The sequence below is a fragment of the Flavobacterium sp. genome, from assembly GCF_043779715.1.
Lineage (GTDB): Bacteria > Bacteroidota > Bacteroidia > Flavobacteriales > Flavobacteriaceae > Flavobacterium.
In genome coordinates, this window is sequence record NZ_JAYWDT010000228.1 from 1 (window position 1) to 13,845 (window position 13,845).

11 protein-coding genes and 1 tRNA gene are annotated in these 13,845 nt (G+C 32.1%); 6 read left to right on the top strand and 6 right to left on the bottom strand.

Going from position 1 to position 13,845, the window contains the following annotated elements; genetic code table 11:
• The first annotated feature begins 46 nt into the window (after nucleotides 1–46).
• A complete protein-coding gene (locus ACH2BG_RS10945) occupies nucleotides 47–646 on the top strand; it encodes an HPP family protein (protein ID WP_395047740.1) in 600 nt (199 codons plus the stop codon).
• Nucleotides 647–768: 122 nt separating this feature from the next.
• On the opposite strand, the gene typA is transcribed toward ACH2BG_RS10945, so the two are convergent.
• From typA to proS, 4 genes are all read right to left on the bottom strand, one after another.
• Nucleotides 769–2,565 (bottom strand): translational GTPase TypA, encoded by a 1,797-nt coding sequence (typA, locus tag ACH2BG_RS10950; RefSeq protein WP_395047731.1) that lies wholly within the window; start codon nucleotides 2,563–2,565, stop codon nucleotides 769–771.
• Nucleotides 2,566–2,739: 174 nt separating this feature from the next.
• On the bottom strand, nucleotides 2,740–2,991 hold the full coding sequence (gene rpsT / locus ACH2BG_RS10955) for a 30S ribosomal protein S20 (protein ID WP_091472866.1): 252 nt from the start codon (nucleotides 2,989–2,991) through the stop codon (nucleotides 2,740–2,742).
• A 159-nt stretch (nucleotides 2,992–3,150) separates the two neighbouring features.
• Nucleotides 3,151–3,222 (bottom strand) — tRNA-Glu (locus tag ACH2BG_RS10960).
• Between the two features lie 92 nt (nucleotides 3,223–3,314).
• Nucleotides 3,315–4,793: a proline--tRNA ligase gene (proS, locus tag ACH2BG_RS10965; protein ID WP_395047732.1), complete on the bottom strand. Its 1,479-nt coding sequence runs from the start codon at nucleotides 4,791–4,793 to the stop codon at nucleotides 3,315–3,317.
• Nucleotides 4,794–4,896: 103 nt separating this feature from the next.
• On the opposite strand from proS, the gene ACH2BG_RS10970 reads away from it, so the two are divergent.
• The 3 genes from ACH2BG_RS10970 to rimO all read left to right on the top strand — a co-directional run bounded on the left by ACH2BG_RS10970 (nucleotide 4,897) and on the right by rimO (nucleotide 9,041).
• Nucleotides 4,897–5,898, top strand: coding sequence for a hypothetical protein (locus ACH2BG_RS10970; protein ID WP_395047733.1), 1,002 nt, complete (start codon nucleotides 4,897–4,899; stop codon nucleotides 5,896–5,898).
• Nucleotides 5,899–5,970: 72 nt separating this feature from the next.
• Nucleotides 5,971–7,488 (top strand): OmpP1/FadL family transporter, encoded by a 1,518-nt coding sequence (locus tag ACH2BG_RS10975; RefSeq protein WP_395047734.1) that lies wholly within the window; start codon nucleotides 5,971–5,973, stop codon nucleotides 7,486–7,488.
• Nucleotides 7,489–7,739: 251 nt separating this feature from the next.
• A complete protein-coding gene (rimO, locus tag ACH2BG_RS10980; protein WP_395047735.1) occupies nucleotides 7,740–9,041 on the top strand; it encodes a 30S ribosomal protein S12 methylthiotransferase RimO in 1,302 nt (433 codons plus the stop codon).
• A gap of 76 nt (nucleotides 9,042–9,117) precedes the next feature.
• On the opposite strand, the gene ACH2BG_RS10985 is transcribed toward rimO, so the two are convergent.
• Nucleotides 9,118–9,501 carry a DUF1573 domain-containing protein gene (locus ACH2BG_RS10985; RefSeq protein ID WP_395047736.1) on the bottom strand — a complete coding sequence of 128 codons (384 nt, stop codon included), beginning with the start codon at nucleotides 9,499–9,501 and terminating at the stop codon, nucleotides 9,118–9,120.
• Between the two features lie 176 nt (nucleotides 9,502–9,677).
• On the opposite strand from ACH2BG_RS10985, the gene ACH2BG_RS10990 reads away from it, so the two are divergent.
• Together ACH2BG_RS10990 and ACH2BG_RS10995 are read left to right on the top strand one after the other, a co-directional pair.
• On the top strand, nucleotides 9,678–10,937 hold the full coding sequence (locus ACH2BG_RS10990; protein ID WP_395047737.1) for a sensor histidine kinase: 1,260 nt from the start codon (nucleotides 9,678–9,680) through the stop codon (nucleotides 10,935–10,937).
• On the top strand, nucleotides 10,937–11,626 hold the full coding sequence (locus ACH2BG_RS10995; protein ID WP_395047738.1) for a response regulator transcription factor: 690 nt from the start codon (nucleotides 10,937–10,939) through the stop codon (nucleotides 11,624–11,626). Before ACH2BG_RS10990 ends, ACH2BG_RS10995 begins: the two co-directional genes overlap by 1 nt.
• A 95-nt stretch (nucleotides 11,627–11,721) precedes the next feature.
• Here ACH2BG_RS10995 and ACH2BG_RS11000 read toward each other — a convergent pair.
• Nucleotides 11,722–13,845, bottom strand: a 2,124-nt coding sequence (locus ACH2BG_RS11000; RefSeq protein WP_395047739.1) for a response regulator, incomplete at its 5' end; no start/stop codon positions are given.

The window sequence follows — 13,845 nt, forward strand, 5'->3', positions numbered from 1 at the left end:
ATCAGCACTATTTAAACTCATCTTACCGATACTAGACCATAAAAAAATGCCTGTTCAAAAAATCAAACGCAACTACCGAAAAGCAAAATATATTCTATATAAAGAAACTTTAGTAGACTACAAAGAGCATTTTTGGGCATTTTTAGGGTCGTTTGTGGGTATTGGAATTATTGCTTATCTGCAATTTCAAACTTTACCACATTCAGATGTGGTTTATTTGATTGGTTCTTTCGGAGCATCGAGCGTATTGGTTTATGGAGTTATTCAAAGTCCTTTGGCACAGCCCAGAAACCTCATTGGCGGGCATCTTGTTTCGGCAATTATTGGAGTTACTGTTCAACAATTAGCCCCCGATATTCTTTGGATAACCGCACCGCTTGCTGTTTCGCTTTCTATTGTTTTTATGCAAATGACTAAAACATTACACCCGCCGGGCGGAGCAACTGCTTTGATAGCCGTAACTGGTTCTGCCCAAATTAAGAATCTTGGGTTTTGGTATGTTCTCTCACCTGTTTTGAGTGGTGTATTGATTTTATTCGTTGTTGCCTTAATTTTCAACAACATCACTTCAAACCGACAATATCCAAATCATAAAAAAATTCATAAAATTAGAAATCGAATAGAAAATCCATTTAAAAAATCTTAGCGAGATTTAATTTTATTTATGAATATATCTTCGAACTTCGCTCAGACTGACAGCGTAAACTAAACTCTATAAAAAAAAGCCATTCTTTACGAATGGCTTTTCATTTATATCAATAAAATCAATTAGATTTTAAATCTTTTTCTATCAGTTTCAGTCAAATAGATTTTTCTCAAACGAATAGATTTTGGTGTAACCTCAACATATTCATCTTTTTGAATGTACTCTAAAGCTTCTTCAAGAGAGAAAATAATCGGTGGAATAATCCTTGCTTTTTCATCATTTCCAGACGAACGAACGTTAGATTGTTTTTTCTCTTTAGTTACGTTTACACACATATCATCACCACGAGAGTTTTCTCCAATTACCTGACCTTCGTAAATTTCTGCATTTGGTTCAACAAAAAACTTACCACGATCTTGCAATTTATCGATAGAATAAGGAATAGCTTTTCCTTTTTCCATAGAAATCAATGAACCTTTGTTACGTCCAGAAATTTCTCCTTTGTAAGGCTCGTATCCTATAAAACGGTGTGCCATAATAGCCTCACCAGCTGTAGCAGTAAGTAATTGGTTACGCAATCCAATAATTCCACGTGATGGAATATTAAATTTTACAATCATACGTTCACCTTTAGTTTCCATACTCAGCATTTCACCTTTACGCATAGTAACGAACTCAACCGCTCTTCCCGAAAGTGTTTCCGGTAAATCGATTGTTAATTCCTCAATTGGCTCACATTTTTTACCATCAATTTCTTTGATAATAACTTGTGGTTGACCAATTTGTAATTCGTAACCTTCTCTTCTCATTGTTTCGATAAGAACAGATAAGTGAAGTACTCCACGACCAAAAACCATGAATTTATCAGCAGAATCAGTTTCACCTAACTTCATTGCTAAGTTTTTCTCTAATTCTTTTGTCAAACGGTCTCTAATATGACGAGAAGTTACAAATTTACCTTCTTTACCAAAGAAAGGTGAATCGTTAATCGTAAACAACATACTCATTGTAGGCTCATCGATAGCAATTGTTTGTAAAGCTTCTGGATTTTCAGAATCAGCGATAGTATCTCCAATTTCAAAACCTTCTACTCCAACAATAGCACAAATATCTCCCGCAATTACTTCTTGAACTTTTTTACGACCAAGTCCTTCAAAAGTGTGTAATTCTTTAATTCTAGATTTCATTACTGTACCATCTCTTTTTACTAATGAGATTGGCATACCTTCTTTTAGCACTCCTCTTTCTAGACGACCAATTGCGATACGACCTGTAAAAGCTGAGAAATCTAAAGATGTAATAAGCATTTGTGGTGTTCCTTCAGAAACTTTAGGAGCAGGCACATTTGCTATAACCATATCTAATAATGCTTCAACATTATCAGTTACGTTTTCCCAATGATCGGACATCCAGTTGTTTTTTGCAGAACCATAAACGGTTGGAAAATCCAACTGCCATTCTTCAGCACCTAATTCGAACATTAAGTCGAAAACTTTTTCGTGAACTTCTTCAGGAGTACAGTTTTCTTTATCTACTTTATTGATAACTACGCAAGGTTTTAGACCTAAATCTAAAGCTTTTTGTAATACAAAACGTGTTTGTGGCATTGGTCCTTCAAAAGCATCTACAAGTAGACAAACTCCATCAGCCATATTCAATACTCTTTCTACTTCTCCACCAAAATCGGCGTGACCAGGAGTATCGATAATATTAATTTTTGTTCCTTTATAAGTAACAGAAACGTTTTTAGATGTAATTGTAATTCCTCTTTCACGCTCTAAGTCGTTGTTGTCTAGAATTAAATCACCTGTGTTTTCGTTATCACGAAATAGTTGACAGTGATACATGATTTTATCAACCAAAGTAGTTTTACCGTGATCGACGTGAGCAATAATTGCAATGTTTCTAATAGATTCCATCTGTGTTTTTTTGTGGGTGCAAAAGTACATAAAAAAATACATAAATCATAGTATTCTTTTATCTCTTTAATTTTGAAGTGAATAAGTTAACGTTTTACTTACATTAACCGAAAGTTAAAAACATAAAAAAAGCTCCTAAAAAAGGAGCTTTAATAAAATTTGAACACAATAATATTACAAAGATGAAACGAATCTAGTTAATTTAGATTTTAAGTTTGATGCCTTGTTATCGTGTATAATGTTTTTCTTAGCTAATTTATCAATCATAGAGATTACATTTGATAATTTTGCAGAAGCATCAGCCTTCACAGTTGACAATCTTAATGCTTTGATTGCATTACGAGTTGTTTTGTGTTGGTATCTATTTAACACTCTTTTCTTTTCGTTGCTTCTAATTCTTTTTAAAGCTGACTTATGATTTGCCATTTTCTTTGATTTTTTTAATTGTAATAATTATTTATAAACTATCAGTTAAAAAAGAAAAACCTCCCACAATTGTTTACACGATCACTTTGGTTTTAACTAATAAAATAAAAACTCGAGACACCAAGTTTGAATTTTACAAAACTTATTTACAACTAATTGTAGCCCGTAGGGGAATCGAACCCCTCTTACATGGATGAAAACCATGCGTCCTAACCGATAGACGAACGGGCCATTGCATTATTTTGTAATGCGAGTGCAAAAATACAACTATTTTTTATTCTCGCAATAGTCAAATAACATTTTTTGCAATATTTTATTTTATTTTAATACGCTTTTGCAAAAAGCACTCTTCCAACAGAAGGTTTTCCAGTAAACATACAGCTTCCCGATTCCTCATTTCTATCCAATGCGAGACAACGAATTGTTGCTTTTGTTAGTTCTTTAATTTTTTCTTCTGTTTCAGGTGTTCCGTCCCAATGAGCCGAAATAAATCCCCCTTTATTCTCAAGAACTGTTTTAAATTCTTCAAAATCAGAAACTTCAGTAATATGTGTATCTCTATAATTTAATGCTTTGTTGAATAAATCGCTTTGAATTTGCTCTAACAGGTCACTTATATATCTTGCAATTCCATCAGCCGATTTTACTTCTTTTGTCAAAGTATCACGACGAGCAATCTCGAAAGTTCCGTTTTCTAAATCTTTTGGGCCAACAGCAATTCGAACAGGAACTCCTTTCAATTCCCATTCTGCAAACTTAAATCCTGGTTTTTGAGTGGTTCTGTTATCAAATTTAACCGAAATATTTAGTTTTTTGAATTGCGCTACTAAATCATTGGCTACAGCCGAAATCTTTTCAAACTCTTCATCAGTTCTAAAAATCGGTACAATAACTACTTGTATCGGTGCTAAATTTGGAGGTAAAACCAATCCGTTATCGTCAGAATGTGTCATAACTAACGCCCCCATTAATCTTGTAGAAACACCCCATGAAGTTCCCCAAACATATTCTTGTTTTCCTTCTGCATTTGCGAATTTCACATCGAATGCTTTGGCAAAGTTTTGACCTAAAAAATGTGATGTTCCTGCTTGCAAAGCTTTTCCATCTTGCATTAAAGCTTCAATACAATAAGTTTCTTCGGCTCCAGCAAAACGTTCTGTTTCGGTTTTTAATCCTTTGATAACTGGTATTGCCATAAAATTTTGAGCAAAATCAGCATAAACTTCCATCATTTTTTCGGATTCCTCGATTGCCTCTTCTCTAGTTGCATGGGCCGTATGTCCTTCTTGCCATAAAAATTCTGCCGTACGAAGAAACAATCTTGTACGCATTTCCCAACGAACTACGTTTGCCCATTGGTTTATTAGCAATGGTAAATCTCTGTAGGATTGAATCCAACCTTTGTAAGTACTCCAGATAATCGCTTCACTAGTAGGACGAACTATCAATTCTTCTTCCAATTTCGCATTTGGATCGACCATTAATTTTCCTGGTTTATCAGGATCATTTTTTAATCTATAATGAGTCACAATGGCACATTCTTTAGCAAAGCCTTCCGCATTTTTTTCTTCAGCTTCAAACATACTCTTTGGCACAAAAAGCGGGAAATAAGCATTACTGTGTCCTGTTTCTTTAAACATTCTGTCTAATTCTGCTTGCATTTTTTCCCAAATTGCATAACCGTAAGGTTTAATAACCATACAACCTCTAACACCGGAGTTTTCAGCTAAATCAGCTTTTACAACCAGTTCGTTATACCATTTTGAATAATCTTCTGCTCTTGTAGTTAAGTTCTTGCTCATTTTGAATAGTTTGGCACAAATGTTGTACCTATGTTAAAAAATAAAATAGTTCGACAAAACTAACTATTTTTGTTATGTCCAACAATAAAAAACCTGATAGATTATGAAAACTTATTATTTTATAACAAAAAATTCATTCCTTAAATCCTTTGTTGGATTATTAGGTCTGACTGCTATATCGTGTGGTTCTTACCAAAACAAATCGTATTATGACAATGACGGAATATATGGTGGCGAAAAACAAAAACCAACTACAGAAAGCACAGAGCAAGCGCCTAAAACCGTTGAAACAAACAAATACAAAGATTATTTTGGATCGAATGCTAATAATTACAGCACCGAACAAACTGAAGTTCTTACAGATGTAGAAAATTATTCGAGCGATAATAACAATCAGAATGAAAATTCTAATTCAGAAAGTTATTCTAGTTGGGAAAATAGTAACGACCATATTACTATAAATGTGTACGATAGCTATTGGGGAAATCACAATTACGGATATTGGAATAACTACTGGGGTTATAGCCCTTGGAGAAGTGGCATTTATTTAGGTTGGAACTCATGGAATTCTGGTTGGTACAATCCTTACTGGGGTTATTCTGGATATTACGGTTCTAGTTGGGGCTGGAATAACCCGTATTACGGAGGGTATTATGGTTACAACAATTATGGCTATAATAACTGGAACAATAATGGTTATTATGGAAACAATTACGCCTACAGCAACGGAAGAAGAGGTAGTGCGTATAATGATAGATACGGAAATAATGGCGGTAGAAACTACACTCCAGGCAGAAGAAATAACACATTTGTTTCTCCTCGTAATAGTGGGGGAATAGATAATCCTAGGACCAGTATTTCTCAGCCAAGAAGAGAACCTAGAACCAGAGATAACGAACCTAGAACAAATAACAATACTCCTAGACCAAGAGTTGAATCTCCTAGAAATAACAATGATGTTACGCCTAGACCTAGAAGTGAAAGTCCAAAAATTTACCAGTCTCCAAGAAGTGAAAGCCCAAGAAGTTACGATTCACCTCGTTCTTCTTCATCTGGAAGTAGTGGAAGTTCTTCTGGCGGTGGACGCTCTGGAGGAAGAAGATAACAACAATTTACACAACCAATGTATTTAATTTATAAATACATTGGTTTTTTATTGACATTAAAAATAAAATAAATGAAAAAATATATTTCTCTTTTTGCAATCACTCTTTGTTTTTCTGCAATGCAAGCACAAGAAGTTTCTGATGCTTACAGATATGCGCAAGATAATCTTAACGGAACGGCTCGTTTTAGGGCTATGAGCGGTGCTTTTGGTGCAGTGGGTGGCGATTTGTCCGCGATAAATGTAAATCCCGCAGGTTCGGTTGTTTTTGCCAATAATCAAATAGCAGTTACAGCAAGTAACATTAATACAAAAAACAAGTCTAATTATTTTGGAAAACAAACCTCCGAAGGAAATAATTCCCTTGACTTAAACCAAGCGGGAGCAGTTTTTGTTTTTGAAAACAATCGTGAGAATAATGATTGGAAAAAATTCTCTATTTCCATAAATTACGAAAACGTAAATAATTTTGACAATTCATTATTCTCTGCTGGAACAAACAACAACTCTATAGATAATTATTTTTTGAATAATGCCAATGGACTAAAATTAAGCATTGTCGATGGGACTGATTATGATTATAGTGAACTAACTTTTCAAGAACAACAGGCATATTTGGGCTATGTTGCCTATGTGATTAACGAATCTCCAACTTACAATGATGTTACTAATAGAAGTTATGTTTCATTAGTTGCTCCAGGCGGAAATTATCATCAAACAAATACTACCGAAGCTAATGGTTATAACGGCAAAGTAACTTTTAATGCGGCAACGCAATATAAAGAAATATTAATGTTAGGAATTAATCTAAATACTCATTTTATAGATTATAAACGTTCAAGTCGATTTACAGAAACTAACAACAATAACACTTCGGCAGTTAATGATTTAGTAAACAGAATTGCTTTTAATAATGATTTATACACTTATGGTTCGGGGTTTTCTCTACAATTAGGTGCTATACTGAAACCTATAAAAGAACTTAGACTTGGTTTAGCATACCAATCCCCTACTTGGTATAAGTTAAATGATGAACTTCAGCAAAGTCTTTCTGCGGTAAGCGGAAACACTACTGGTGATTTGCCAGAAGACGTTGCTGATCCTAATGTTACAGTTGTTTATCCAGCTTACAAACTACAAACACCTAGTAAACTTACAGGAAGTTTTGCTTATGTTTTTGGAAAAAGAGGATTACTTAGTTTCGATTATAGTTTGAAAAATTATGGTAATTTAGAATTTAGTCCTAAAAACGACGAATATTTTCAGTCGGTAAATAATGATATATCTTTAAGTGCTAAAGGAAAAACATCTGAATATAGAATTGGTGGCGAGTACAAAATAAACCAATTTAGTCTTCGTGGCGGTTATCATTTTGAAGAAAGTCCGTACAAAAACGGAACTACAATTGGCGATTTAACTGGTTATTCTGGTGGAGTTGGTTATAATTTTGGTAATACAAAACTAGATTTAGCTTATTCAACTTCTAAAAGAAATTCTGACCAACAGTTTTTCTCTCAAGGTCTTACCGATGCTGCAAGAATAAATACTGCAAAGAATAATCTAACACTAACATTGGCTTTTGAATTGTAGATTTTAAAAAAATAAAATTTGATAAACCGTCTTGTTTCTATAAACGAGACGGTTTATTTTTTAGCCCTGATAAAAGTGGAAATACTTATCTCGTTTTTTTTAACGAGACAAGATTGCGACGGATTGCTTCGCCAGTTCACACTTTCAGGCTCGGGTGAAAGAAATAGCTCCTAAAAACAAAAAAACGTAGCAATAGAAGAAATAAAAGCGTAATTTTGCACTCCAAAACTCCGGAAATTAATTTCAAGTATATGAGAACCAAATCGTTAAAGAAAAATAAAATCAATGTAATCACTCTTGGGTGTTCTAAAAACGTGTATGATAGCGAAGTGCTTATGGGGCAACTCAAAGCGAGCGGAAAAGACGTGGTCCACGAAGAAGAAGGAAACATTGTCGTGATAAATACTTGCGGATTTATAGATAATGCCAAAGCAGAATCTGTAAATACAATTTTGGAATATGCTGACAAAAAAGAACGTGGATTAGTTGATAAAGTATTCGTAACCGGATGTTTGTCTGAACGTTACAGACCAGATTTAGAAAAAGAAATCCCGAATGTAGATCAGTATTTTGGCACTACTGAATTGCCTGCTTTATTGAAAGCTTTGGGAGCAGATTATAGACATGAATTGTTAGGAGAAAGATTAACTACTACTCCAAAAAATTACGCTTATCTTAAAATTTCTGAAGGTTGTGATAGACCTTGTAGCTTTTGTGCGATTCCGCTTATGCGTGGAAAAAATGTGTCGCAAACTATCGAAAAATTAGTAAAAGAGTCTGAAGGATTAGCAAAAAACGGTGTAAAAGAATTGATTCTTATAGCCCAAGATTTGACTTATTACGGTCTTGATTTATATAAAAAACGTGCTTTAGGCGAATTGCTAGAAGCATTGGTAAAAGTAGAAGGGATCGAGTGGATTCGTTTGCATTACGCCTTCCCTACTGGTTTCCCGATGGATGTTCTGGAAATTATGAAACGCGAACCAAAGATTTGTAATTATATAGATATTCCGTTGCAACACATTTCAGATTCTATTTTGAAATCGATGAAACGTGGAACTACAAGAGAAAAAACGACCAAATTATTGAAAGATTTCCGTGCTGCTGTTCCTGGAATGGCAATAAGAACTACACTAATAGTTGGATATCCTGGAGAAACTGAAGAAGATTTTGAGATTCTGAAAGAATTTGTTCAGGAAATGAAATTTGACCGAATGGGTTGTTTTGCTTATTCTCACGAAGAAAACACAAGTGCTTACGAATTAGTAGATGATGTTCCGGACGAAGTAAAACAAGCACGTTCGTTAGAAATTATGGATTTGCAATCGCAAATTTCTTGGGATTTGAACCAAGAGAAACTAGGGCAAACTTTCCGTTGTATTATTGATAGAAAAGAAGGCGGACATTTTGTAGGAAGAACCGAATTTGATAGTCCTGATGTAGATAACGAAGTACTTATAGACGCTACAAAACATTATGTAAAAACTGGCGAATTTGTAAATATAAAAATCATTGAAGCTACTGAGTTTGACTTGTATGGCGAACCAGCATAACCATTTTAGATTTTAGATATAGAAAACTCCGAAAACACAAATATTTCGGAGTTTTTTTATTATCTAAATTTAGTATTTAACTCTGAGTCACAGCCGTTTTTACAATTCCTTTTAGCGTTAGCACTTTTGGACTTGCATCAGCATTTGTGGTTACCGTTACCGTTTTAGTAAATGCTCCAACATTTGCCGCATTATAAGTTGCTGTTACAACTCCAGATTTTCCAGATTTTATAGCTTCTTTTGTATATTCTGTAGCAGTGCAACCACAAGAACCTTGAACATTTGTAATAATTACATCAGTTTTTCCTGTGTTTTTAAATTCGAAAATAATAGCTTTTGGTTTGCCTTGTGGAATTTCTCCAACATCGATAGTTTCACTTTTCCAAGTAATTGCAGAAACGGTTGCAAATGACATTAATCCTAATGTTAATGCCAAGAATGAGATTTTAATTGTGTTCATAATTTTAATGTTTAATTGATTAATAAATTGGTTTGTCAAATTTGATAATCCAAAAGTAGATGAAGAAAAGCTTGGCTCTTGTTAATCAATTTCAAATGTTTGTTAATGACTTGTTAACAGTTATTTTGAATGTCTTTTTTGAGTAAATTTGAACAGATTAAAAATACAATTCACAATTGAAAACAAACAAATTAAATACCATTATAGTTCTCGGACTTATTGCCACTATTGGGATTCTTATAGCGCAATTGTTGTGGACAAAACAAGCATTTACACTCGAAGAAAAGAAGTTTTCGCAAAAAGCACATATCGCTTTGCTGGAAGTGGTAAAACATTTGTATGAAGGAACAAATCATGAATTACCTGTTGAAAATCCCATCAAAAAAATAGCAAATGATTATTATGTTGTAAATATCGACAATGATTTTGAAGCCAAAATTTTGGAATTTTATTTGAAATCAGAATTCAAAAAAGCAAACCTCAACACCGATTTTGAATACGCAATGTACAATTGTCAGAGTGACGAAATGGTGTATGGGAATTATGTTTCGGCAACTAACAAAACCCCTAAAAATGTTTCTGTTTATTTCCCAAAACACAAAAATCTGATTTACTATTTTTCTATTCGGTTTCCCAGCGAAACTACGTATTTATTCAATTCTTTACGATTTTGGTTTATATTATCTATAGCATTAATCGTGGTTTTGTTGGTTTATGTATATTCTATTTACACAATTATTCAACAAAAAAAATATTCTGAATTACAGCGTGATTTTATCAATAACATGACGCACGAATTTAAAACGCCATTATCATCAATATTGATTGCTTCCAATTATTTGAAACAACAAGAAAGCATTAAAACTGATGAAAAACTACAAAAATATACCCAAATTATCATTAACCAAAGTAACAAACTAAACAATCATATCGAGAAAATTTTGAATATTGCCAAATGGGACAACATTCCTATGACACTAGAAAAACAAAATCTAGAACTTATTCCTATCATTAAGGAGGTTATTGAAAACATAAAACTGAAATATGAAACTGTTGATATTAAAATAAAAACGGAATTTTCTTCTATTTTTATTAATGCTGATGAATTTCATTTCTCGAATTTGGTTTACAATATCATTGAGAATGCAATAAAATATTCTGATAATAAACCAGAAATTATTGTAGAAATTTCTATGACAAAAACCCATTTATTATTACAATTTATTGATAATGGAACTGGAATTTTAGAAAAAAATCTACCTTTTGTTTTTGATAAATTTTATCGAATTCCAAGCAAAAAAACTCATGAAGTAAACGGATTTGGTCTAGGATTATATTATGTAAAAAAAGTTTGCACGCTGCACGAATGGAAAATTTCAATAAAAAATAACACTGAAAAAGGAATCACGGTTTCAGTACAAATGCAACTTATATAATGGCTATTTTTAGAATACTTTATACCGAAGACGACGAAACTTTAGCTTTTTTGACCAAAGATAATTTGGAACAAAATCATTATACAATCACACATTGTAATGACGGACAAATCGCTTTAGAAACCTTCAAGAATAATACTTTCGATATTTGCATCTTAGATATTATGATGCCAAAAATTGATGGTTTCGAGCTGGCAACTGCCATTAGAAAATTGAATTCTGATATTCCTATTATATTTCTTTCGGCAAAAACACTAAAAGAAGATCGCATAAAAGGATTAAAATTAGGAGCCGATGATTACTTAGTAAAACCTTTTAGTATTGAAGAATTATTGCTTAAAATTGAAATTTTCTTAAAACGTTCTCACAAAAATAATTTTGAAGAAAAGAACTTATACACTGTTGGAAAATACCTGTTTGACACTAAGAACTATGTCCTTTTTACTATTGATGAAAAAATAAAGTTAACCAAAAGAGAATCGGAACTTTTGAAACTCTTTCTAGATAATAAAAATGTGGTTTTGAAACGGGAAGAAATCTTGAAATCACTTTGGGGCGACGATGATTATTTTATGGGACGAAGCCTTGATGTTTTTATTTCTCGTTTGCGAAAAATATTGGCAAATGAAAATGGAATTTCTATTGAGAATTTACACGGAATTGGATTTCGCTTTAGTGTGGAATTGTAAAAAAATCTTTCTATTTCACGGAGATTCACAATCGAATGAAAACAATAATAAATTAGCTGTAAAAAGTATTTTTTTGGCCTTTATATTTTCCTTTTTTAATTAATTTTCGCTAATGCTTCTGCAATAATTTTAAATAATTTTTCTTTATTTATTGGTTTTGTTATATAGTTTACAAAACCTGCTTGCTTCATTTTCTCTTGATCTTCAGATGATGAATAAGCGGTTTGTGAAATTACTGGAAGTTCTGGTCTAAAAACTTTTATTTTAGCTAAAGCTTCGTAACCATTTAAAACAGGCATTTTTATATCCATCAAAACCAAATCTATTTCTTCATTATTTTTACATAATTCTACAGCTTCTAAACCATTTTTTGCTCTTATTATTTTGTAATTTTTCAATTTCATGATTTTTTCAATCAATAAAAAATTAATATTATCATCCTCAGCTACTAAAATTGTTTCATTTCCTGTTGCTTCATCTGTGAATTTTTGGGTTAAAGACAATGGTATATTAGATTTTCTTTTGTCGAATACAAGTGGTATTGTAAATAAAAATCTAGACCCTACACCAATTTTAGATTGAAGCGAAATTGTTCCATCAAGCATTTCGACATAGGCTTTAGAAATTGCCAATCCTAATCCCAATCCACCAACTTTTATAGCGTAATCGCCATCGACTCTTCTAAATCGATTAAAAATCATTTTCTGATTTGCTTCAGCTATTCCCAATCCTGTATCATTTATTGTAAATGAGATTGTCGAATTTTCTTTATTTACTTCATAACCAAAAGTAACAAATCCATGTTCGGTAAATTTGATAGCATTTGTAATTAAGTTTATTATAATCTGTTTCAGTTTTATTTCATCTGTTAATATTCTATTTTTTATTGGATTTTCAGGTTTAATTAATTCAAAATCAATAGTTTTTTCTTTAGAAATCGTAATTTTTATCTGGTTATACAATTCATTCAAACAAGATTCTAGGTTTATACTGGTGTAATTTGGCGTAATTTGTTGGGCATCAATCTTAGACATTTCGACTAAATCGTCCATTATAGAAACCAGATTTCTACCACTTTGGGTAATAACATCTAAATATTCTAATCTCTCTTGATTGTTCAGTTTTGGGTTATTTAGCAAATCTGAAAATCCAACAATAGCATTCATGGGTGTTCTTATTTCGTGCGATAAATTGGTTAAAAATGCTGATTTCAAGTTATCACTTTCTTCTGCCTTTAGTTTAGAGAATTCGAGTTCTCTTTTCTGTTTTATATTTTCTTCAAACATATCTCCTATATAACTAAATTCGGCCGAACACCTTTTTAGCAACTTAACTGCTTTTTTGTTTCCTGTTTCTAGAACTTGCATAATTAATTTTAGTGGTACGTTTATCCATTTTTTTAAAAAATGAAAATGAAAAAAAACAACTATTATAAATGCAGCAAAAATAATATAAAGTACATTTTTTGTAGACTCGAAATCGATCTTCAAATTTCGTTTAAAACTTAATTTTTCGACAACATTACCTTTCCAATCTAATAAATTAGTGGTCATTATTATCGATTTATTATCGTCACCATTATTTTTTAAATTCAAAAAACTAATTTTAGAACTGCTTATTTTTTCTAGTTTATTAAAATAGTTATTATCTAAAACTCTAGCCTGAAAAAGGTAACCTGAAGGTTTTATTTTATTTTTTAGCGGGTCGTTCGATGGGTGAATTGTGGCACCGTAAACTTCAATTATCCCTTGTGGTAATTTTATATAAAATTTTAATAATTTGTCTTTATATAATTTAGAAAAAACTTCTTTGGGAATAAAATTGTTTAATTTTATTTTATCTGTCGAAGCTTTCATAACAAGATTAGATTGCAAATCATACACCACAAGATAATCGACCTTGTAGATGCTAAGTGATTCTGCTAATGACGCATCGAACCATTTTTTGTTTTTTGTACGAATAAAATCCACCAGTTCGTCCCAATAAGTAATATCTGTTATTGTAGATATATTAGATTCGGAATTAAGAATTAACAAAGAATTTATCTCATTCTCGAACTGCACTTTAGATGATTTATAAATTTGTTTTTCCTGTTGTAAAGTATAACAATATAAATAAAAAAACAGGAGTAAGAAGGCTATACTAGATATAACATTAAACAATACAATTTTTTTATAAGTAGAAATGTTATTAAATTTTATCATAAAAAAATACGATTT

Coding starts and splice junctions, on each gene's coding strand:
- ACH2BG_RS10945 (WP_395047740.1), top strand. CDS start 47: ATGCCTGTTCAAAAAATCAAACGCAACTACCGAAAAGCAAAATATATT.
- typA (WP_395047731.1), bottom strand. CDS start 2,565: ATGGAATCTATTAGAAACATTGCAATTATTGCTCACGTCGATCACGGT.
- rpsT (WP_091472866.1), bottom strand. CDS start 2,991: ATGGCAAATCATAAGTCAGCTTTAAAAAGAATTAGAAGCAACGAAAAG.
- proS (WP_395047732.1), bottom strand. CDS start 4,793: ATGAGCAAGAACTTAACTACAAGAGCAGAAGATTATTCAAAATGGTAT.
- ACH2BG_RS10970 (WP_395047733.1), top strand. CDS start 4,897: ATGAAAACTTATTATTTTATAACAAAAAATTCATTCCTTAAATCCTTT.
- ACH2BG_RS10975 (WP_395047734.1), top strand. CDS start 5,971: ATGAAAAAATATATTTCTCTTTTTGCAATCACTCTTTGTTTTTCTGCA.
- rimO (WP_395047735.1), top strand. CDS start 7,740: ATGAGAACCAAATCGTTAAAGAAAAATAAAATCAATGTAATCACTCTT.
- ACH2BG_RS10985 (WP_395047736.1), bottom strand. CDS start 9,501: ATGAACACAATTAAAATCTCATTCTTGGCATTAACATTAGGATTAATG.
- ACH2BG_RS10995 (WP_395047738.1), top strand. CDS start 10,937: ATGGCTATTTTTAGAATACTTTATACCGAAGACGACGAAACTTTAGCT.